The sequence below is a fragment of the Sphingomonas sp. GW821-FHT10F09 genome (genome assembly GCF_058809195.1).
The window spans coordinates 281,944-304,010 of sequence record NZ_JBXASI010000001.1 but is presented as its reverse complement, the minus strand read 5'-3'; the positions used below and the strand labels follow the sequence as shown (position 1 = coordinate 304,010).

Annotated in this window: 17 protein-coding genes and 1 pseudogene; 8 read left to right on the top strand and 10 right to left on the bottom strand. The window is 68.2% G+C overall.

Translation table 11 applies throughout. From position 1 onward, the window contains the following. Positions 1-111 precede the first annotated feature (111 nt). The 7 genes from AC1RTO_RS01345 to AC1RTO_RS01315 form a co-directional block, all read right to left on the bottom strand. Positions 112-2,517, bottom strand: coding sequence for a TonB-dependent receptor (locus AC1RTO_RS01345; RefSeq protein ID WP_493159170.1), 2,406 nt, complete (start codon positions 2,515-2,517; stop codon positions 112-114). Further along, a complete protein-coding gene (locus AC1RTO_RS01340) occupies positions 2,514-3,428 on the bottom strand; it encodes a FecR family protein (protein WP_493159169.1) in 915 nt (304 codons plus the stop codon). Before AC1RTO_RS01340 ends, AC1RTO_RS01345 begins: the two co-directional genes overlap by 4 nt. Then, entirely contained in the window at positions 3,425-3,928 is a 504-nt protein-coding gene (locus tag AC1RTO_RS01335; protein WP_493159168.1) for an RNA polymerase sigma factor, read from the bottom strand. Before AC1RTO_RS01335 ends, AC1RTO_RS01340 begins: the two co-directional genes overlap by 4 nt. Positions 3,929-4,062: 134 nt before the next feature. After that, positions 4,063-7,134 carry an autotransporter outer membrane beta-barrel domain-containing protein gene (locus AC1RTO_RS01330; protein ID WP_493159167.1) on the bottom strand — a complete coding sequence of 1,024 codons (3,072 nt, stop codon included), beginning with the start codon at positions 7,132-7,134 and terminating at the stop codon, positions 4,063-4,065. A 685-nt stretch (positions 7,135-7,819) separates the two neighbouring features. After that, positions 7,820-8,470 carry a TadE/TadG family type IV pilus assembly protein gene (locus AC1RTO_RS01325; protein ID WP_493160305.1) on the bottom strand — a complete coding sequence of 217 codons (651 nt, stop codon included), beginning with the start codon at positions 8,468-8,470 and terminating at the stop codon, positions 7,820-7,822. Between the two features lie 5 nt (positions 8,471-8,475). After that, positions 8,476-9,042, bottom strand: coding sequence for a TadE/TadG family type IV pilus assembly protein (locus AC1RTO_RS01320; RefSeq protein ID WP_493160304.1), 567 nt, complete (start codon positions 9,040-9,042; stop codon positions 8,476-8,478). 2 nt (positions 9,043-9,044) lie between these two features. Then, on the bottom strand, positions 9,045-10,961 hold the full coding sequence (locus AC1RTO_RS01315) for a pilus assembly protein TadG-related protein (protein WP_493159166.1): 1,917 nt from the start codon (positions 10,959-10,961) through the stop codon (positions 9,045-9,047). 417 nt (positions 10,962-11,378) lie between these two features. Between AC1RTO_RS01315 and AC1RTO_RS01310 the strand changes: the two are divergent. Then, a pseudogene (locus tag AC1RTO_RS01310) lies at positions 11,379-11,972 on the top strand (transposase family protein); the annotation flags it as partial. On the opposite strand, the gene AC1RTO_RS01305 reads toward AC1RTO_RS01310, so the two are convergent. Next, positions 11,893-12,672 (bottom strand): crotonase/enoyl-CoA hydratase family protein, encoded by a 780-nt coding sequence (locus tag AC1RTO_RS01305; RefSeq protein ID WP_493159165.1) that lies wholly within the window; start codon positions 12,670-12,672, stop codon positions 11,893-11,895. The pseudogene AC1RTO_RS01310 and the gene AC1RTO_RS01305 sit on opposite strands and share 80 nt — an antisense overlap. A 78-nt stretch (positions 12,673-12,750) precedes the next feature. On the opposite strand from AC1RTO_RS01305, the gene AC1RTO_RS01300 reads away from it, so the two are divergent. After that, entirely contained in the window at positions 12,751-13,206 is a 456-nt protein-coding gene (locus AC1RTO_RS01300) for a PaaI family thioesterase (protein ID WP_493159164.1), read from the top strand. Beyond that, complete coding sequence (locus AC1RTO_RS01295; protein WP_493159163.1) at positions 13,203-13,613, top strand: PaaI family thioesterase; 411 nt, start codon at positions 13,203-13,205, stop codon at positions 13,611-13,613. The genes AC1RTO_RS01300 and AC1RTO_RS01295 overlap by 4 nt, the downstream gene beginning before the upstream one ends. 46 nt (positions 13,614-13,659) lie before the next feature. Here the strand turns inward: AC1RTO_RS01295 and AC1RTO_RS01290 are convergent, their stop codons facing one another. Next, positions 13,660-14,478: a shikimate 5-dehydrogenase gene (locus AC1RTO_RS01290; RefSeq protein ID WP_493159162.1), complete on the bottom strand. Its 819-nt coding sequence runs from the start codon at positions 14,476-14,478 to the stop codon at positions 13,660-13,662. A gap of 122 nt (positions 14,479-14,600) precedes the next feature. Then, positions 14,601-15,749: a PQQ-dependent sugar dehydrogenase gene (locus AC1RTO_RS01285; protein WP_493159161.1), complete on the bottom strand. Its 1,149-nt coding sequence runs from the start codon at positions 15,747-15,749 to the stop codon at positions 14,601-14,603. Between the two features lie 191 nt (positions 15,750-15,940). On the opposite strand from AC1RTO_RS01285, the gene rimP reads away from it, so the two are divergent. The 5 genes from rimP to infB all read left to right on the top strand — a co-directional run bounded on the left by rimP (position 15,941) and on the right by infB (position 22,038). Then, on the top strand, positions 15,941-16,510 hold the full coding sequence (gene rimP / locus AC1RTO_RS01280) for a ribosome maturation protein RimP (RefSeq protein ID WP_493159160.1): 570 nt from the start codon (positions 15,941-15,943) through the stop codon (positions 16,508-16,510). Between the two features lies 1 nt (position 16,511). Then, positions 16,512-18,143, top strand: coding sequence for a transcription termination factor NusA (gene nusA, locus AC1RTO_RS01275; RefSeq protein ID WP_493159159.1), 1,632 nt, complete (start codon positions 16,512-16,514; stop codon positions 18,141-18,143). Further along, complete coding sequence (locus AC1RTO_RS01270) at positions 18,143-18,373, top strand: tautomerase family protein (RefSeq protein WP_493159158.1); 231 nt, start codon at positions 18,143-18,145, stop codon at positions 18,371-18,373. The genes nusA and AC1RTO_RS01270 overlap by 1 nt, the downstream gene beginning before the upstream one ends. Before the next feature lie 99 nt (positions 18,374-18,472). Then, positions 18,473-19,207 carry a DUF448 domain-containing protein gene (locus AC1RTO_RS01265; RefSeq protein WP_493159157.1) on the top strand — a complete coding sequence of 245 codons (735 nt, stop codon included), beginning with the start codon at positions 18,473-18,475 and terminating at the stop codon, positions 19,205-19,207. Continuing rightward, on the top strand, positions 19,204-22,038 hold the full coding sequence (infB, locus tag AC1RTO_RS01260) for a translation initiation factor IF-2 (RefSeq protein ID WP_493159156.1): 2,835 nt from the start codon (positions 19,204-19,206) through the stop codon (positions 22,036-22,038). Before AC1RTO_RS01265 ends, infB begins: the two co-directional genes overlap by 4 nt. Positions 22,039-22,067: the final 29 nt, after the last annotated feature.

Sequence of the window (22,067 nt, the reverse complement as noted above, 5' to 3'; positions counted from 1 at the left end):
GGCATGGTGACCAAGGATCATCGGTAGCGACTTCGTCTACAGATGGAGGGCGGCTGCGCATCCTGTGCTCGTCAAAAGGCCGTCCTCACCCATGGAACGTTCCACCAGCCGTCAGAATGCGGCGTCAATGCCGATGCGTAGCGTCCGCGGGCGCAGCGGCGTCACCTGATCGCGACCGGTGGTGAACGGCGTGCCGAGCGCGAAGCGGTTGCCGCGCACGTCGGCGACGTTGGTCAAGCCGGCGGTCAGCCCGAGCGGTCCGAGCCCGAGCCGCGCCGTGATCCCGCTATCCAGATAGCTGCCCTGACTCTGGCCAAGCACCGGCCCGACGCCGAGCCGCGACGATCCGACATAGCGGACCCAGCCGTCGATCCTGAGGTCCTTCGTGCCGCCGAGCTGCCGCCGGTACACCGCGCCGGCACGGGCGGTGACGCGGGCGATGTTCGGAATCTGGCTGAGCCGCGCCGCAAGTTGCGCACGGGCGACGACGGGATCGACCGCATAGCCGCCGACGAGGTCGAACAGGCGCATACGCGAGGGTTCGTCGATGCGGCTGTCGTTGTACGACACGGCTCCGTCGATGCGCAGCGTGCGGGTCACCCGCGCGCTCGCGGTGGCTTCGATCGTCCACAATACGCCGTCGCCGATATTGGCGGTGCTCGGCAGTCCCGAACCGTCGATGAAATCCGCCTGGATGTCGCGCCACGACGTGTGCGCCAGCGTCAGCGCGCCATCGAACCGGTCACTGCCGGGCCGCGCCGTTCGCAGCCCTGCCTCGATCGTCGCCACCCGGTCGTTGCGGAAGCGCCGGACGAACTCGCCCTCGATCGCGAGGCCACCGGGGCGGAATCCCTGCTGGTAGCGCAGGAACATCTGCACGCGCGGCGTCAGGTCGACCAACGCCGACGCCGACGGCAGCACGATCGTCTGCGCCCGCTCCGCGGTCATCGCGAGCTGCGCCAGCGTGATCCGCTGCGTCACGTCCGCCCCCTCGCCGTCGAGGACCGATCGGGTGACGCGCACCCCGCCGGTGGTCAGCAATCCGGGCAACAGGCGCAGGCTGCCTTCGCCGTACGCGGTCGTCTCGGTGATCCCGTTGACGACACCGGTGGTGGGTTGCAGCGCGTCCGGCGCACCGTAGAGCCGGGTCAGGCGCGTGCGGTTGTGGATATGGCTGAAGCCCGCGAGCCAGCCCGATCCATCGGCACGCGACGACCAGATGCGGGTTTCGTTCGCCTGCATCCGGGTACGGTTGGCCTGCGCGAAAAGCCGCGGCGGACCATCGGGCGCGGTGGCGTCGTACCGTTCCATCAGGTCATGCGCGGTGACGCCGCTGGTCGAACGGAAGCGGATGTCGCCGAACGCGCCGGCGAGCACGAACTGCATCTGTCCGAAATCGGCTGCGAACCCTTCCGTCACCGAGGCCGATCGGCTGAGCGGACGGCCGTCGCGATCGGCATATTGGCTGTCCGCGCCAAGGATGCGCTGGCCGATACCGATGAGTTCGACGCTCCAGCCCGGTGCGATATCCAGATACGCGGCGGCGCGCCCACCGTGGATGCGGGTGCGGTTGACGTCGGTGCGGTCGAGAAGCGGCTTGTCGATATACCCCCCTTCGCTGGCCGCATTGGCGACGATCCGGATCGCGAGCCGGTCGGGAACGATGGGCACGTTCGCGACCAGCTGCGTGTCGATGCCGGGTGCGCCATGCGTCGTCGCCGAGCCGCCAAGGATCGCCGAGCCGGCGAAGCGCGACGGGTCGGGGGCGTTGGGTACCAGCCGGATCAGACCGCCGAGCGATCCCGCGCCGTACAGCGTGCCTTGCGGCCCCTCCAGAATTTCGACCGCGGCGAGGTCCGCAAGGCGCAGATCGGGATCGGGCGCGTTGTAGCTGAGCCGGAGATCGCCGAAATACTGACCGACGGTCGCCTGTGTCGGGCCGGTGAAGCTGGAATCGGCGATGCCGCGGATGAACAGCTTGTTCCGGCCGGCGCCGAGATGGGTAGAGGCGACGCTGGTCAGCCGGTCGGCGAGCCGCTCGGTCCCGCCGGCGCCGCCGAATTCGAGATCGCTGCCCGCGACGCGGGCGAACTGCCCCGCGAAATTTCCCCGGATCGTGTCGCGCTTGCTGGCGGTGACGACGATGTCGGCGCCGGTGTCCGGGGGTGGCGGGGATCGCGGGGCGAGCGGTTGCGGGGTTACCCGGACCCTGGGTTTCGGGACCAGCCGCCAACTGTTCGGCCCGACGCTCTCCACCCGCGCGTCCGCCCGCCGGGCGATCAGCGCGAGTGCGGCCTCGACGCGCAACGCCCCCCGCAGCGCTGGCACGGCTCGCGCCCAGAGCCGTGCGTCCGGCACCACGACGCTGACCCGCGCGATACGGCCGAGCGCCATCACCTGCTGGCCGACGCTGCCCGCGGGCAGGTCGACCGGCCGCACCTCGGCGGCGGCGGGGGCTGCGGCGGCGGGCGCCGCTGCCACGAGGAATGCCGCGACGGTGCCCCCCAGCAGCTTCACCGACGTGGCTCCAGCGTCCAGCCCTCCGCATCCTGACGGACCGCAACGCCCAGCAGCGTCCCCAGCAGCGCGGGGCGTTCGCGGATCGTCGCGACGTCCAGCGTGCCGCGGAACGTCCGTGCCGCGATCCCCGGCCCGGCGACGATGCGCCGCCCGGTCTGCCGCGACAGGTCCGCCGCAACCTCGGACAGCGGCGCATCGTCATAGGCGAGCCGGCCCTCGCGCCAGCCGCCGACATCGGCCGCGGCGACGTCGTGGCGCGCCAGCGTTTCGCCCTCGGCGACCACCGCCTGCCCCGGATCGAGGCGGAGCGCCGCGCCGTCGGGGTCGACCATCACCGCCCCCTCCGACACCGCGACGCGGGTGCGGGCGCCGTCGGTCTTCACGTCGAACACGGTGCCGAGATCGATCAGGCGGAGGGCGCCGACCCGCACCGCGAACGGCCGGTCGGCGTCGTGGCGCACGCGAAACAGCATCTCGCCCCGTTCGACGGTGGCGACGCGCGGATCGCGATGGTCGAGCGTCACGACGGAGGCGCCGGCCAGCACGATGCTGCTGCCATCGCCGAGGGCCACGGTCCGCTGTTCGCCGGGGGCGGTCGCGATCGCATAGGGCTGCGGCAGCTGCGTCCAGACGCCGAGCCCGATCGCTCCCGCCAGCGCCGCGGCGATCGCGCCGCCGATCCAGCGCCGCCGCGTCGGTCGCGCGACCGGTGCCGAAGGTGCCGACGCCGGTGCCGTTACGGCCGAAGCCGCAGCCGCATCGTCCAGCATCGCCACCGCGCGATCGTAGCGGTCGGAGCGCGTCGCATCGCCCTCCAGCCACGCCAGGAACGCATCCCAGTCGGCCTCCGGTTCCGCCATGCGGATCGCCCAGTCGAGCGCTTCGTCGTCGATATGCCGATCGGTCATCGCATTCGTTCCTTCAGGTCCGCGAGCACGCGGGCGGCCATGCGCAGATCGCTTTCGACCGTGCTGACGCTGACCCCGAGTTCGGCCGCGATCTGCCGCTGCGGCACCCGGTCGATCCGCGCACGGCGGAAGATCGCGGCGGTCCGCGTTCCCAGTCCGTCGAGCGCTGCGGCCACCTGTTCCGCCTCCTGCCGGGCCGCGATGACGCGGTCGGCGGACGGATCGGCATCGCCCTGCCCTTCGCTCCAGGCATGGTCGCGCCGCTCCGCCTGTCGTCGCGCACGATAGCGGTCGATCATCAGCAGGTCGGCGGCGCGAAACAGATAGGCGACCGGATTGCCGATCGGGCCGTCCATCCGCCCCGACACCTTGATCCACAGGTCATGGATCAGGTCCTCCGCCGCATCGCCCGCACCGCGCACGACGAGGAAGCGGACCAGCTTGTCACGATTGGCGAGGAAGACGGCCTCGATCCCTGTGGGAGATCCGGGGGGCGGCATGGCGATGACCGGTCGAAGGGGGGTGGGAGGGCAGCCGTCTAGCCGAACCGTCGTGAAGAGAGAAGGAGCTCCACCCGGGGGACGGTGGAGCTCCCGTGCTGCGCGCATGCAGGGGTCGGGCACGCGCGCTTCGCCTAGAAGGCGAACTGGAGGGCGGCACGCGCGGACAGCGCGACGTCGCCGAGACGCTGCTCGGCGCCGACTTCGCCGCTCAGCCGCACTTCGGTCGTACCGGTGATCGCCCGCACCTTGCCGGTCCAGCCGCTGTCGCGCGCCTCCGGGTCGAGCGTGAAGGCGGCGCCGCTACCGAAGCTTGCGGTGGTGCGGCCGACCGCGCCGGCGACCCGCTCGCGCCGCCCGCCCTCGACCTCGATCCGGCTCCACTGGTCGTAGCGGTTGGCGCCACCGAAGTTGATCCCGGCCGCCAGGCTGGCGGTGAGCGCCAGCTCGTCGCTGCTGCGCTTGCGCACGGTCAGGTCGTAGGCGGTGCCGCCCCCGCTCTCCCGATAGGCATCCTCGTTGAGCCGGTAATAGTCGATCGCGAGAACCGGCCGCAGGCTGAACTGGCCGACCGCCTGTTCGTATGAAACCGCGCCGGAGCCGGAATACAGCATGCCGTCCCAGTCGGCGTTGGCACGCCGCTGCACCGGCTCGGTGCCGAGCACGCCGTCGAACTGGCGGACGCTGTCGAAGGAGACGAACGCCGCCGCGCCGCGCACCTGCGCCGCGAACCCGCCCCAATGGCCGCGCCAGAAGCCGGCGAGTTCGTACTGGCTGTGCTTGATCCGGTTGACCGCCAGCCCCTCGCTGTCGCGCCCGCTGAGATAGGCGAGCGAGAGGCCGAAGTTGCCGGCGTCGGTCTTGCGCTCCAGTCCGCTGCTGAGGCCCCAGCCGTGAACGTCGTAGCTGGTCGTGCTCCGCTGCGCCTTCGATGCGTCCCAGCCGACCGGGCTGAGCCAGAAGCCCCAGCCGCCCTCCTCGGAATAGGTTCCGGCTGGTTCGCGCAATTGCGACGCTGCGGCGCGCGAGGCGAGCGTGACGCTCTCGAACAGGCCACCCGAATAATTGGGCAGCATCTGGTCGATCGCGGCGCGGAACGCTGCGCCATCGTAGATGCCGCGGATCGCGGCGGCGAGCTTCGCATCGCTGCCGATCGCGGTGTCGACCGCATCGAATGCGCCGGTCGCGGCGGCGTTGAGGCCGAGTTCCGCCTTCGCCTTGCGAACCACGTCGACCGCGATCTCGTTCGCGGCGCCGGCGACGATCGCGCCCTTGTAGAGGAACGGCACCGCGGCGGTGGAGAGGGTGAGGTTCTGCGCACCGACCAGCGTGCCCGATCGCAGCACGACGTAGCGTCCTGCGACATCGACGCCGCCGGCGACGCGCAACGCCAGCTGGCTGCCGGTGCCGATCGCGGTCGCGCCCGTCACCTGGACCAGATTGGCGGTTGGGTTCGCCTTGTCGAGGGCGACCGACAGGATCGACTGGTCGCCGAGCGCGAGCGAACCGATCGTCGTGCCCCCGTTCGCCGCGAACGTCCCGCCGCCCGACGCGACGGTCACCGCGACATTGCCGGCATTGACCAGCCGACCCGCGAACACGCCCTTGCCGCTGATCGCGAGCGTATCCGCACCGCCGCCGGCGAAGTCCGCCGTGCCGGTGAAGCGGGCGGTGCCGCCGATCGCGATCACGTCCGCGCCGCCACCGAAGCTGGCGGTGCCGGCGAAGGTGCTGGCGCCGCTCATCTCGAGCCGGTTGTTCCCGGCGCCGAACGCGACATCGCCGCTGACCGATCCCGCGGCCAGGTCGAGCCGGTCGCTGCCGGTGCCGAAGCGGACCGCGCCGGTGATCGTCGGGGCCGCTCCCGTGGTCGGCGCGGTCTGGCGCACCGTCACCCCGCTGGTGTTCGCCGACAGGTCGATCGCGACCGAGCGGGCGGCATCGCCGCCGGCGGCTGCGATCGTGCCACTGTTCTCGATCAGGGTCACGCCGCCGCTGCGGTCGAGGATCGCGACCGCAGCGGCCCCGGGCGCACCGGCGCGGATCGTGCCGGTGTTACGGATCGTCGGTACCGCGGCGCCGGTGTCGACCAGCACCGCCACCGATTGCGTCGCGGCGGTGCCACCGCCGGCTGCGGCGACCGTTCCGCCGATCCGCAGTTCCGGCGTCGTCGCGCCCGCGCCGAAGCGGATGCCCGTCGCCGCGGCGCCGTTGGCGTTCGCCTGCACCACCCCGCCGACGCTCACGCCGCCGGCGATCGTCACCGCGCCGCCCAGTCCACCGATCGCCAGTCCCGTCGCCGCGACCCCGCTATAGACACCGCTGCCGGTAACGCGGCCGTTGATCGCCAGTCCTGCGGACGGCGCGCTGGCGGCGATCGTCCCGATCGTCACCGACCGATCCGTCGCGCCGATCCGAAACGCCGGCGCCGCACCGTAGGACACGACATCCGCCGCCTTGTCGGTCGCGCCCGACACAGTGATCCCGCCGGCGACGTCGGCCGCGACAATCAGCGCCGATCCACCCTGCAACAGATCGTCGGCGTCCAGCTTCGATGCGTCCGCCGGAAGCACGGTGGAGCGATAGCCGGTCGCGCCGATGAGGCCCTCGATCACGAGGGCGCCGCCGATGTTGCCGTCGACGCGGGCACCGATCGCGTCGCGGCCGCTTGCGGTGATGGTCCCGCCGAGCGTGACGTTGCCGGACACCGCCGCGATGCGCACGCCTACCGATCGATCGCCCAGCACGTTGGTCTTGCCGCTGTGGCTGAAGGTGCCGGTCAGCGGTCCGCCCAGATAGATGCCGGAGGAATCATTGCCCTCGACCGCGATCTCGCCGCTGTTGACGATGGTGCCGGTGAAGGCGCCGGCCGTGCGGATACCGGTGCGAGCGCTGCCTTGCGCGAAAGGGCCGTCGAGGTCGCCGTCCTTGTCGGTATCGGTCGGGGTATAGCTTTCGTCGACGACGATCTTGCCGCTGTTGGTAATCGCCCCGTTCACCCCCGCCTGTGCCAGGATGCCCGTCGCCCCGTCGGCGTCGGTGATCTGGATCGTACCGGCGTTGACGACGCTATTGTTGCTGTCGATCGTCACCGCGGCACCGCTCGCCGGCACCACGCTGCCTGCCGCGACGATGCTGACGTTGTCGGCGCCCCCGTTCCTGATGGTCGACGTGCGAACGGCAGCGGTGCGCTTGGTATCAACCACGGTCTGCGCCGACGCCGCGGTGGCAATAACGAGCGTGGCGGATGATGTAAGGAGCAGGCGGTACACGAATTCGATCCCCTTCGGATGTCTTCTGACATCACAGACGGAGCCGATGCGTCGTTGCCTTGGCTGGTTCGCATTATTGGTCACCGCCCCGGAGGCGGTCATTCAGGCATAGTGATCTGACGCCGTTTTCAGGCCGCAGCGACGCACGCGCAATCGTTCAGGACGCCCTGACCCGCTTTCCAGGTCGAGGCGGTTGTTGGGGTCGCCGTACAGGTAATCCGGCGCCGCGGCGCGACCGCCGGCCGGAGCCGGCGCTGCCGATCAGTTCGTCGGTGATACCAACCGCGGACGGCCGGTCAGCAACATGTGCTTTTCATATTTTGCCAACAGGGGTTAACTCCTTGCCGAAGGCTTTTCCGACCCCAGCCGGCGCTTGTTGCGCACCTCGGCGCCAATGACCGTCAGGTTTGCGGCGATAAAGCCGGACATCACAACGTAGAATGCCATCTTTTTCTTCCTTTTGCCGCTGTCCTACAGGCCAGTGGTGACCAGACCGTAAGCGGGCCAAGGTGCTCGAACGGCGAGCATCCTCGATCCTGCGACATCGCCCGGCAGCATCCGATCCGGGAAAGTCCGTCTGATCCGGTGACATACAGCCGGATCGCTGCATCGGCCCCGCTTACAGCCCGGTTGCCGAGGAGCAGTTCGTTTTCGCCGGGAAGCGGCTGTCGGGCGTCGGCGTCGTGAAATCCTTGCTGCGAGCACGGAACATCGCGCTTCGTGTGAAGCTGGTAGGCAGGGTCAACCACCGGAACGGCAGGCTGCTGAAGAGCGGCTGATAGCGGTAGCTCACCTGGACATGGAACAGGATCTCATCACGGATCAGCCGGCGATTTTGCGGCAACGTCGCGGTGGACGTCGCCTGATTGCACCCCAGCATCGGTGGTGTGACGAAGCTGCCATCGAACCGCTGCCAGAGGATGCGGTTCTCGATCGTGCCGTCATTATCGGCGTCGGTCCCCTGCACCCCCGTGATGACGACGCGACCGAATTTGCGCAGGTCGAACGGTTGAGCGGTAAGATCGATCGCGCTGAACAGGTCATAGACCTGCCCCTCACCGATGCCGATACTGCCGGTGCCGCTCTGCGCGACGAGGTCCGCGCTCATCGCCGCCAGCCGCTGCACGCGATTGTTCGCCATGACGTAATTGGCAAATTCGATCCCGGTGAGCGCAAAGCCCAGGAACAGCGGCAGCATCAGTCCGAATTCGAGGATCGACACGGCGCGGGTGTCGCCGGCAAGCCGTCGCAACGGCCGCGACATGAGCACCGGGCTCAACTGCGCACCACGGCTTCGTTGCGGACCACGGTCGTCGCGCTCAGCGGCAGCGTGGCCGTACGCCCGATAAATCGGCCGACGAACCCGAACAATAGCCGTTTGGGAAAGCGGACGGTATAGCTCACGACGTCGCCGGGCCCGCCCAGCGTCCCCGATTTGGCGGTGGTGTCGTCCCATTTGCCGTTACGGTTGCGGTCGACATACGGTTCGCTGGCATCGTAGCGCCCGTTGCCGTTCTGATCGGTGTAGGTTTCGGGATAGGCCGAGCTGAAGTCGGCATAGACCCGTGTCTGGATCTCGACCGCCTGCCCGGGCGCGGTTGCGAACGCGGCCATGGACCGGGTGATACTGGCGGTCATGATGCCTTTGCGATGCGCTTCATCGGTCTCGAGACTGGCCGTCGCCTTGCGGGCGGCCTCGACGACGGCACCTTCGAGCACTTGGCGGGCGAGAATCATGTGACCCATTTCGATCGTACCGCAGATCAGCGTCAGCATCGCCGGCAGGATGATGGCGAACTCCACGATGGTGACGCCGCGGGTGTCGCGAAGGACAGGTCGCATCATCACTGCACCAGGTGAAGATCGACGAGTTCGGCCGCGATGTCGTTGAAGGCCGCGGTCAACGTCGCCGCATCGGACGTGCGATAGACATGCCCGGGCGCACATTTCTCGAACATCTTCAGCGTACTCGCGTCGGTCGTCGTCAGTGCGACGATATAGACCGTCGGTGGATTCGCCTCCGCCTGCAGCGACGCGCAGGTTTTGGCGAAACGGCGTTCGGACTGGCCGGTCAATCCACCCGGCGTCGCCGAGATCGGACTGTCGGCGTAGTTGCCGTAGAAGGTCCACGTCCGATCGGTGTACCCGTTCTGCGTCGTTCCGAGTGCGGTCTCACCGTCGGTCATGAAGACCAGGGCGCGTTTCGGGGATTCACGGGAAGGGTTCGTGCGGCGGAAGACGTCGTCGCGGACGAGCAGCCGGTATCCCCACAACAGTCCGGCATGGTGCAGCGTGCCGTTGGCCGGATAGATCGCCGCGTTCTTCTGATCGATCATGTTCGTGTAGACGCTGCGGTCGCGCCCATATGCGACCGGCAATGCCTCTTCGGGACACTGCCAATTGGGGGACGGAAATTCGGTCTTGTTCTTGCTGCCGTCATTCACGCTGCCGCCGAGCGGATTGACGCTATACTCGGTGGCGTCCTTCCAGTCGGTCGCGAGACGCGGGATGCGCGTGTAATTGACCTTGAACGGCGTGCCCGTGCGCGTCGAGAAATTCCACGGTGCATCGGCGGGATCGTAGTAACTGCCATCCGTGCGCGTAATGACATCGTTGCCTGCGCTGCCGGCACCGTCGTTGAGTCCGATGTACATCATGTACATCCAGCGACGATACGGGTTGTTCTGAAAATTGTTCGCGTAGGCGTCGTAGTTGAGCATATAGTCGGCGTAATTGGCATCGAGACGGTAAAGGTTGTTGTTGGGCTCGACGCCGGCGACCTTGTAATAGCTCCCGGTATCGCTGGCCCGCTCTGCGGCGGTGGCCTGACCCTGCGCGAGCTGCGGCACGTACATCGGCGGAATGAAATAGGGCGTGAGCGGGGGGTGCGCGCCCTCGCCCGGCAACGTGCGATCGATATCCCATGCATTCGGCTCGCGATAGGTCAGCGTGCTGTTGAGATCCCTGACGCTGTCGTCGGCGAACACGCATCCCTTCCACGCGAGATGGTTGGCGGGCCACGATCCGCCATATTGGGTCATATACTGGTCGTTGAACGCGAACTGCTGCCGGACAATCGCCGGAGACTGCCAATTAGGGAGCAATTTCCCGACATTGACGGTGACGTCGTACATCACCATCCCCACAGCAAGATCGGCCCGCCTCGTACCGCCCTGATACAGCACGCCGAGGAAGCTCTTTGCCGCATCTTTCAGCGCGGTAATCCGCGTCTTGACCACGCCATTGGCGTCGCGTGGCAGATTGTCTTTGAGCGACCCCGTATTGTCGAGCACCATCATCACCTCGAGGGGATGCGGCTGGATCTCCGCGCGCGCGACAGCGGTGACGGTCTGCCGGTCGAAGCCGAATGCACGCATGAACGACATCGGCACGGTCGCACTCGCACGCACCGTCGTATTGTTGCGACCGTCGATTGCCGCGAACGTCGGTGTCACGGTTAGTCCGGTGGTGCCCATATAGCCGTCGGCGAAATTTCCCCGGAAATAGGCCATCGCTTGGGCGTCGCGCCCTGCCGGCGACCCGTCTGCGACCTCGAAGGCGCGCGCGCCCGCCAACGCGGCGGCGTCGACCCCGGCTTGCAACTGGGATTTCACGACATAGACGCGACCGGTATCGATGGCTGAGCCCAATGCCGCGATACTTGGAATGAGCCCGGCCACCATAAGCGTGATCGCCGATCCGCGACGGTCGCGCCAAAGGCTGCGACCAAGCTGAGCCGCCCCCCAGAATTCCTCTGCCATCTTCTTAACCCCTTGTTGCAAAGGGCATAAAACCAGAATGGTAAATAATATTACACCATATCGGTTTTGCCGGCGCCGATGGGGTCGGTCGATATCCGGCCTTCGCTCATTGCCCCTCGCCGCCATCATGGGGCAAAAAGATGTCAGGCAACATGTCGGGAAAGGTGCCGATGGAAACATGCCACCGAACCAAGGCTATCGGTGTCGGCTCGCATTAGGCGTCCACCAGAATGCTGACTGCGTTCACCACTGGCGGTCGATCGCGATGAAAGCCTACCGAGCCATTCGATACAACATATTGCTTCGTCCCTGCCCCTTAACATCCGATGCTTTTCGAGCCCGCGACGTACTGGCGTTTACTTTTCCCCACGCGGAAAGGCGGCTAAGCCGAACGTTAATAGCCAGATCATCCTGTAGCGGCACACGCTGCTGCCGTTCGACAACTGCCTCTATGCGTTGCAGCCATCGATCCCGCAGCTGACCCGCTCGGCGCTGCACCGCTGCTATCACCCCCTGCTATGAGCGGCACAGCATCTCCCGCCTGCCGGACGAAGGCGACAAACCGAAGCGGCAACGCTTCAAGCGCTATCCGATCGGCTTCTTCCACATCGATATCGCAGAGGTGCGGACCGCCGAAGGCACGCTCGACCTGTTCGTCGGCATCGAGCACCGGCTCACCAAACCCAATCGAACGGTCAGAGCCTGCCGCGGCGAAGGCCGGGGTTGAGCGGATGAACCGCATCATCAAGCAGGCGACCGTCAAAGGCTTCCACTACGAGAGCCACGACCAGCTACCGATGCACCTTGCCGACTTCATGGCGGCCTATAGCTTCGCGCGCCTAAGAATACATTGCCAAAATCTGGACGTCAGAGCCAGATCGCTACATCGTCGACCCGATCCACCAGATGCAGGGACTAAACACCCGGGCGCTCAATCGACGAACACCGGCGGTCGCTTGCCCATGTTGGCGGCGACCGCCTCCATCATGTTCGGCTTGCCGATCACCTTGAGTTGCTCCTCCGTCTCCGCCGCGAGCATCGCGCGCGGATCGGCGTCGTGCGCCATGTTGAGTAGCCGCTTGGCGCCGCGCACCGCATGCGGCGAGCGCGCGACGATCGCCTGCGCCAGCGCCAGCGCCTCCGCCAGCGGGTCCGCCGCCAGCCGCGTCACGAAGCCGTGGCGCAGCGCCTCGTCGGCGTCGAATTCGCGTGCGGTATAGACCAGTTCGCGCAGCACGTCGTCGCGCACCAGCCCGCGCCAGATCGGGAAGCCCGCCATGTCGGGCACCAGCCCCCAATGCATTTCGCGGATCGCGAAGCGCGTCGTCGGCGCGGCGATGCGAATGTCGGCGCCCGACATGATCTGGAAACCGCCGCCGAACGCGACGCCATGGACCGCGGCGATCACCGGCATCGGCAATTGCCGCCAGCCCCAGGTGACGTGCTGCGGCAGGATGCTGCCTTGCGCGTTGCGCTCCTGCGAGGTGCCCGAGCCGCCCCGCGCCATGCTCGCCATGTCGAGGCCGGCGCAGAACCCCCTGCCCTCGCCCGACAGCACGACGCAGCGCACGTCGCTGCGATCGGCGAGCGCATCGATCGTCGCGCCGATCCCCTCGAACATCGCCGGGTCGATCGCGTTCATCTTGTCGGCGCGCGCGAGGCGGACGTCGGCGATCCCGCTGGCGACGGTGCACGTGACGCGGTCGTTCATGGCATCTCTCCTTTTACCGGCCTTGCTAGGCCAAGCGCCCGCGTTGCGCTACCGCCGTCAGCGTGTAGAGGAACCGGCATGAGCGGCTTCAACATCGACGCCTTCATGGCGCACCGCTTCGGTGGCCATGGCGGGGCATTGGGCATCGTCTATCACGGGCGCAGCGATGATGGCGCGCGCGCGCGCTGGGTCGAACTGGCGCTGCCCTATGCCGAGACGCTGATCGGCGATCCCGCCAGCAAGGTGCTGGCGTCGGGACCGATCATCGCGCTGATGGACATGGCGACCAGCGTCGCGGTGTGGGTCGCGCGGGAGAAGTTCGCACCGCAGGCGACGCTGGACCTGCGCGTCGACTATCTGCGCCCCGCGGTGCCCGGCCGTACCGTGATCGGCCGCGGCGAATGCCTGAAGCTGACCCGCTCGATCGCCTTCGTCCGCGGCATCGGCTATGACGAGAGCCCCGAGGATCCGCTCGCGCATGTCGCCGGCACCTTCATGCTGATGGAGGCCCCCGCGCCGGGCGCCAGGGCATGACGCCGCTGCTCACCCTGCCGCCCTATGCCGAACTGCTCGGCGTGACGCTGGAGCCGCGCGAGGGCGAAGCACCGGTGCTGGTCATGCCGTTCCGCGACGATGTGCTCGGCCGCCCTGGCTTCCTGCATGGCGGCGCCATTTCCGGCCTGCTCGAGGTCGCGGCGATCGTGTCGTTGCAGCATGCGCTGGCGGAGGAAGACGGCGCCAAGGAACCGCCCGCGCGTATCAAGCCGGTCAACGTCACCGTCGACTTCATGCGCGGCGGCCGCGACAAGCCGACGCATGCGGAAGGGATCGTCACCCGCCTCGGCACCCGCGTCGCCAATGTCGAGGCGATCGCGTGGCAGGACGACCGCACCAGGCCGATCGCGCATGCGCGGATGAACTATCTGATCGCACGCGACTGATCCCGGTCGAAACCCCCTCCTCTTCGGGGGAGGGGCGATCCCCGGATCATCCCCGCGCCACCGCGGCCGCGTCGGCGATCTGTGCATCGGTCGGGGTGACGCCGGTGTAGAGCACGAACTGCTCGACCGCCTGCAACATACCGATCGCGATACCGGTGATCGTCTGCTTGCCCGCGTCGCGTGCCGCACGCAGCAACGGCGTCTCGGGCGGCAGCGCCACCGCGTCGAGGACCAGATCGGCGGCCGCGATCGTGCCGCGTTCGAACGCCAGCGCATCGGCGTCGGCGCCCTCCATGCCGAGCGGCGTGACGTTGGCGAGCAGGCCCGCGGTCAGCGATCCGACCTCCGGCGCCCAGTCCCAGCCGACCGAATCGGCCAGCGCCCGCCCGGCGGCCTCGTTGCGCGCGACGATCGTGCCACGGGTAAGGCCGGCGCCGCGCAGCGCGGTCGCCACTGCCTTGCCCATGCCACCCGATCCGCGCAGCAGGACCGTCGTATCGGCGGGCAGCCCCGCCTGTTCGACCAATGTCTTCACCGCGGAATAATCGGTGTTGTAGCCGGTCAGCCGGCCGCCATCGTTGACGATCGTGTTGACGCTGTCGATCGCCGCGGCGGAGCCCTTGAGCCCGTCGAGCAGCGGGATCACCGCCTCCTTGAACGGCATCGATACCGCGCACCCCCTGATGCCGAGCGCACGAATGCCGCCGATCGCCGCGGGCAGGTCGGTGGTCGAGAATGCCTTGTAGACGTAATCGAGCCCGGTCAGTTCGTAGAGCCGGTTATGGAACCGCGTACCGAAATTGCTCGGCCGTGCCGACAGCGACATGCACAGCAACGTATTGCGGCTGATGGGGGGTTTGGTCATGGTCGTCTTTCGTTCGGTTACGGCATGGTCCCCGGTTTTGGGCGCGAGGGCACGGCAAGGCATTATAAGGCCGTCGTCCCTCCGCGCGCAAAACCTGATGCGCAGCCTGAACTAGGACGGTCCTATTTCGCGGTCAGACGGATCAAGCGTCCCTGCGACTTGCCGCCATCCTCGATCACCCAGATCGCGCCGTCCGGCCCCTGTTCGACGTCGCGGATGCGCGCGCCCATCGGCCATTGGTCGCCCTTCTTCGCGGTCTGCCCGTCGAGATCGACGCGGATCAGCGCCTGCGACGACAGGCCGCCGATGAAGGCGTCGCCCTGCCATTGCGGGAACATCGACCCCGAATAGATCATCAGCCCGCCCGGCGAGATCACCGGGTTCCACCAGACCTTGGGCGGTTCGTAGCCGTCGCCCGGCGCATGATCGGGAATGTCGCGGCCATCGTAATGGCTGCCGTTCGACGCGTTGGGATAGCCGTAGTTGCGCCCCGGCATGACGAGGTTGAGCTCGTCGCCGCCCTTCGGCCCCATCTCCTGCTCCCACAGCCGCCCCTGCGCGTCGAAGGCGATGCCGAGCAGGTTCCGATGGCCGTAGCTCCAGATTTCCGGTGCGAATCCCTTGGCGACCAGCGGGTTGCCCGGCGCGGGCTTGCCGTCGAGCGTCAGCCGCAGCACCTTGCCCAGCGTCGCCTGCGGATCCTGCGCGGGCGTGAACTTCTGGCGTTCGCCGTTGGTGAAGAACAGCGAGCTGCCGTCGGGCGAGAAGGCGATGCGGCCCGAATAATGGCCGCCGCCCGACACGAACGGCCGCGCGCGGAACAGCGCCTCGATCTCGCCTAGCCGCTCGCCGCCCGTGCCGCCACCGTCGGGGCGCAGGCGCCCGCGCGCCAGGATCACGCCCTTGCCACCCTCGCCCGCCGCGGAATAGCTGAAGTAGATGCGCTTGCTGGTCGCGAAATCGGGCGCCGGCACGACGTCCATCAACCCACCCTGCCCCTCGGTATCGACGGTGATGGTGGCGATCGTCTGGCGGCGCTTGCCGTCGGCGGACAGCAGGATCATCTGCCCCGCCTTCTCGGTCACCAAGATCCGGTCGTCGGGCAGGAACGCCAGCGCCCAGGGCGAGACGAAGTCGGCGACGACCGTCTCGCGGAACGGCTTGGCGGAGGGGAGCGTCTCGCCCGCCTGCGCGCCGTCGCCGGCGGCGGGCGCGTTGCCGGAACAGGCGATGAGGGCGATCGGCAGGGTGGCGAGCAGGCTGAGGCGCATGGAGGTCTCCCGGTTGGTTGTGCGGCGAACGCGCGAGGGGTGCGATGGATGCTTGTTTCCACATCGGGTCACGCGTATATGGCTCGTGCCTTCTCTAACATCGTCAGGTGAAAGAGGCTGCGGGGGACCCTCCCGCGGCGGCGAAAATCTGTATCCCCGCGGCGGGGCAACGCCGCATGACCGGAGCCTGCATGGCGGATATCGCCCTACTCACGCAATTGATCGAACCCGAAGCCCGGGCGCTGGGCTTCGACCTCGTGCGCGTGAAGATGTTCGGCGGCAAATCCGACCCGACGTTGCAGGTGATGGCCGAGCGTCCCGATACCGGCCAGCTGACGATCGACGATTGTGCCGAGCTGTCGCGCCGCATCTCCGACGTGCTCGATGCGCTGGAGGCCGAGGGCCGCGATCCGATCCCGGACGCGTACCGGCTGGAAGTGTCGTCGCCCGGCATCGACCGTCCGCTGACGCGCCCGCAGGACTATATCAACTGGGCCGGGCATGAGGCGAAGATCACGCTGGTCGAGAAGATCGACAACCGCAAGATCCTGACCGGCGACCTCGTCGGCATCGACGGGGACCAGGTCTCGATCGACGTGCGCGGCCACACCCGCATGACCGTCGGTCTCGATGCGATCCACGACGCCAAGCTGACGATCACCGACCGGCTGCTCGCCGCCACCGCGCCGCTTTCGAGCGAAGGTGCGGACGAATTCGAAGAATCAGACGACAACGACGCCCTTAGCGAAGGACAGAAGTAAGATGGCCACCGTCGCCACCGCCAACCGCGCGGAACTGATCGCGATCGCCAATTCGGTCGCCTCGGAAAAGATGATCGACAAGAGCATCGTCATCGAGGCTCTGGAAGAGGCGATCCAGCGCGCCGCCAAGACGCGCTACGGCATCGAGAACGACATCCGGGCGAAGCTCGATCCCGTCAGCGGCGACCTGCGCCTGTGGCGCGTCGTCGAGGTGGTCGAGGCGGTCGACGATTATTTCAAGCAGGTGGACGTCACCCAGGCGCAGAAGCTGCAGAAGGGTGCGGTCGTCGGCGACTATATCGTCGATCCCCTGCCCCCGATCGAGTTCGGCCGCATCCAGGCGCAGGCGAGCAAGCAGATCATCTTCCAGAAGGTGCGCGATGCCGAGCGCGAGCGCCAGTATGAAGAGTTCAAGGATCGCCAGGGCGAGATCATCACCGGCGTCGTCAAGCGCGTCGAGTTCGGCCATGTCGTCGTCGATCTGGGCCGCGCCGAGGGCGTGATCCGCCGCGACGCGCAGATCCCGCGCGAAGTGGTCCGCGTCAACGACCGTATCCGCAGCCTGATCCTCAACGTCCGCCGCGAGAATCGCGGGCCGCAGATCTTCCTGTCCCGCGCGCACCCCGACTTCATGAAGAAGCTGTTCGCGCAGGAAGTGCCCGAAATCTACGACGGCATCATCACCATCCAGGCGGCGGCCCGCGATCCCGGCAGCCGCGCCAAGATCGGCGTCATCAGCCGCGATTCGAGCATCGATCCGGTCGGCGCCTGCGTCGGCATGAAGGGCAGCCGCGTGCAGGCCGTCGTGCAGGAGATGCAGGGCGAGAAGATCGACATCATCCCCTGGTCGCCCGACATCGCGACCTTCGTCGTCAACGCGCTGCAGCCCGCCAGCGTCAGCCGCGTCGTGATCGACGAGGAGGAAGAGCGCATCGAGGTCGTCGTTCCCGACGACCAGCTGAGCCTCGCCATCGGTCGCCGCGGCCAGAACGTCCGCCTCGCCAGCCAGCTTACCGGCAAGGCGATCGACATCCTGACCGAGGCCGATGCCTCCGAGAAGCGCCAGAAGGAATTCGTCGAGCGCACCGAGATGTTCCAGAACGAACTGGACGTCGACGAGACGCTGGCGCAGCTGCTGGTCGCCGAGGGCTTCGGCGCGCTGGAAGAGGTCGCCTATGTCGAGCTCGACGAGATCGCCGGCATCGAAGGCTTCGACGAGGACCTGGGCCAGGAGCTGCAGAGCCGCGCGCAGGAAGCGCTCGACCGCCGCGAGGCCGCGAACCGCGAGGAACGCCGCGGTCTGGGCGTCGAGGACGCGCTGATCGACATGCCGTACCTGACCGAGGCGATGCTGGTGACGCTCGGCAAGGCGGGCATCAAGACGCTCGACGACCTCGCCGATCTCGCCACCGACGAGCTGGTCGAGAAGAAGCGCGTCGAACCGCGCCGTCGCAACGAGGATGCGCCCAAGCGCCCCGAGCCGAAGGGCGGCATCCTGAGCGAATACGGCCTGTCCGACGAGCAGGGCAACGAGATCATCATGGCCGCGCGCCAGCACTGGTTCGCCGATGACGAGGCGCCCGCCGCCGAGGACGCGCCGGCGGCCGACGCCGGGGAGGCGGAGGAGGCCTGATGCCTTTCGTCTCGATCCGACTGGCGGGCAGTGCGACCCGCGACCAGAAAGCGGGGATCGTCGCCGACGTGACGGCCTCGCTGGTGACGCGGCTGGGCAAGAACCCGGCCGCGGTGCAGGTCGTGATCGAGGAAGTCTCGACGGAGAATTACGGTGCCGGCGGGCAGCTGCTCGCCGACCGCGATGCCCCCGAACCGAGGGAGGACGCGCATGCGGTTCCCTCACAATGAGCCGCTAGCGCTCCATCAGGTTCGCGCTGGGCGGGTCGACTCGCGGGTGACCGCGGGGACGATCGTGCGCGCCTGCGCTCCGGCATCGGGAGGCGTCGCATGACCGACCCGATCCGCAAGTGTATCCTCACGCAGGATCGCGACCAGCGCGACAATCTGGTCCGACTCGCGCTCGCGCCGGACGGGAGGATCCTGCCCGACGTGCGTGCCAAGGCGCCGGGGCGCGGCGCGTGGATCGGCGTCACCCGGGCCGCGCTCGAGGAGGCGATCGCCCGCAAACGCCTGCGCGGCGCGCTCGCGCGGGCGTTCAAGGGCGAGGCGCTGACGATCCCCGACGACCTGCCCCAGCGGATCGAGGCGGCGCTCGAACGCAATGCGCTCGACCGGCTCGGGCTCGAATCGCGCTCCGGCGGCCTGTTCACCGGCTCCGAGAAGATCGAGACCGCGGCGCGTTCGGGGCAGCTCCACGCTTTGTATCACGCCGCCGATGCCGGCACCGACGGCAACCGCAAGCTCGACCAGGCGTGGCGGATCGGATCGGATCGCGAAGGCTCCGCGCTGAGGGGCTTGGTATTACCTGTACCGCGCACCATATTGTCGTTGGCGCTAGGCCGCGAGAATGTGGTACATATCGGCCTGACCGACCGCGCTGCCGCCGCGCGGGTGAGCGACGCGCTCGACCGCTGGCTGCATTTTATCGGACCTGAACCCACCCCCGTGCCTTGCGAAACGGCCTCGCAGGGCGCATCGGCGCCCGGACTTTCCCCCGAGATTCTTGGGGCTGTATCCGACGGGCATCGACCGGCCGTAGACGTAAACGAGGAATTTGAGTGAGCGACACCGACAACGAGAAGCCGAAACTTGGCATGCGCACGCCCCTGGGGGTGAAGCGCACGGTCGAGACCGGCCAGGTGAAGCAGAGCTTCAGCCATGGCCGGTCCAACACGGTGATCGTCGAAACGAAGAAGCGGCGCGTGCTCGGTCGTCCGGGTGAGGCGCCGGCCGCACCCGAGCCGCAGGTGCAGGCGCCCGTCGCCGCGCCGGCGCCGGTCGCCGCGCCCGCCCCTGCCCCGCGTCCCGCCCCGTCGAACGAGACGGCGCAGGAGCGTCAGGCACGGATGCTGCGCGAGGCCGAGGACCAGCGCATGCATGCGCTGGAGGACGCGCGCCGTCGCGAGGAGGCCGCGCGTGCGCAGGCCGCCGAGGACGCGCGCATCCGCGCGGCCGAGAAGGCGGCCGCCGCTGCGGCGCCTGCCCCGGCACCCGAGCCCGCCCCCGAACCGACCCCGGCACCCGCGCCGGTCGCGGCGGAACCCGCCGCTCCGCAGGCGGCACCCGTCGTCGTGCCGACGCCGGCCGGCCGTGGCTTCCGCCCGGTCGAGCGGCCCGTGCCGCCGCCCGCACCGGTCGAGGCGCCCGCGCCCGCTCCGGTCGCAGCCCCCGCGCCGGCACCGGTCGAGGCGGCAGCTCCGGCGCCCGCCCCCGCTCCCGCACCGCGTCCGGCTGCACCGGCGCCCGCGCCCGCACCGACGCTGCAGCTCGGTCGCGATCCGTCGATGCCGGCCCCGCGCCGCTTCTCGCCGGTCGCCCGCCCGGAGATCCCGAAGCCGCAGCCCAAGCCCGAACCGGCTCCCGCTCCCGCGGCGGCACCGGCGGCAGCTTCCGCTTCGTCCGCGGGCGGCGCCGCATCGCGCAACCTGCCCTCGGGCCAAGCAACGCCGCGCAACGCTCCGCCGAGCCGGCCGACGCAGCGCGACCGCAAGGGCGACGAGCGTCGCGGCGGCAAGCTGACCGTCAATCGTGCGCTGGGCGACGATGGTGCGCGCTCGCGCAGCCTCGCCGCACTCAAGCGTGCGCGCGAAAAGGAAAAGCGTCACTTCGGCGGCCCGCGCGAGCAGCAGGCCAAGCAGATCCGCGACGTCCAGGTTCCCGAGGCGATCACCGTCCAGGAACTCGCCAACCGTATGGCGGAAAAGGGTGCGGATCTGGTCAAGACGCTGTTCAAGATGGGCATGCCCGTCACGATGACGCAGACGATCGATCAGGACACCGCGGAACTGCTGGTGACCGAATTCGGCCACAACATCGTCCGCGTCAGCGACAGCGACATCGATCTGGCGCTCGACACCGGCGAGGATGCCGACGACCAGCTGCGTCCGCGTCCGCCGGTCGTCACGATCATGGGCCATGTCGATCACGGCAAGACCTCGCTGCTCGACGCGCTGCGCGGCACCGACGTGGTGCGCGGCGAGGCCGGCGGCATCACGCAGCATATCGGCGCCTATCAGGTCACGCTGAAGGACAAGTCGAAGGTCACCTTCCTCGACACGCCGGGCCATGAGGCGTTCACGCAGATGCGGGCGCGCGGTGCGGACGTCACCGACATCGTGGTGCTGGTGGTCGCGGCCGACGACGGGCTGATGCCGCAGACGATCGAGGCGATCAACCACACCAAGGCGGCCGGCGTGCCGATGATCGTGGCGATCAACAAGATCGACAAGTACGAGGCCAATGCCCAGCGCGTGCGCGAGCGCCTGCTGAGCGAAGAGGTCGTGGTCGAGGAAATGGGCGGCGACGTCCAGGACGTCGAAGTGTCCGCGCTCAACAAGACCGGGCTCGACACGCTGATCGAGAAAATCCAGCTGCAGGCCGAGCTGCTCGAACTGCGCGCCAACCCCGATCGCGCCGCCGAAGGCACCGTGATCGAGGCGAAGCTCGACAAGGGCCGCGGCCCGGTCGCGACGATCCTCGTCAACCGCGGCACGCTGAAGGTCGGCGACGTCTTCGTCATCGGCGCGGAAAGCGGCAAGGTCCGCGCGCTGATCGACGACAAGGGGCGTCAGGTGAAGGAAGCCGGCCCGGCGATGCCGGTCGAGGTGCTCGGCATGACCGGCGTCCCCTCGGCAGGCGATCCGTTGCAGGTGGTCGAGAGCGAGGCCCGCGCCCGCGAGGTCGCGGAATATCGCCAGGGCGTGCTGACGCAGAAGCGCACCACGACCGCACCGGCGAGCCTCGAGAGCATGTTCTCGGCGTTGAAGGCCAATGCGGCGATCGAATATCCGCTCGTCGTCAAGGCCGATACGCAGGGGACGGTCGAGGCGATCGTCGCGTCGATCAACAAGATCTCGACCGACCTCATCAAGGCGCGCGTGCTGCATGCGGGCGTCGGCGGTATCACCGAGAGCGACGTGACGCTGGCGGGTGCCAGCGGCGCGCCGATCATCGGCTTCAACGTCCGCGCCAATGCGAAGGCGCGCGAGATCGCCGACCGGCAGAAGGTGGCGTTGAAATATTACGACGTCATCTACGACCTGACCGACGAGATCCGCGCCGGCATGGCCGGGCAGCTCGGGCCGGAAGCGTTCGAGACCGTGGTGGGGCGTGCGGAGATCCGCGACGTCTTCTCGGCGGGCAAGCACGGCAAGGCCGCCGGTCTGCTGGTCGTCGAGGGCATCATCCGCAAGGCGCTCAAGGCACGCATCACGCGCAACGACGTCATCATCTATCAGGGTGAGATCGCGTCGCTGCGTCGCTTCAAGGACGACGTTCCCGAAGTGCGCGCCGGTCTGGAGTGCGGCGTGACGTTCACGTCGAACTTCGTCGACATCAAGGCGGGCGACTTCCTCGAAACGTTCGAAGTCGAGATGCGCGAACGGACGTTGTAATCCACTCTCCCTCTCCCGGCGGGAGAGGG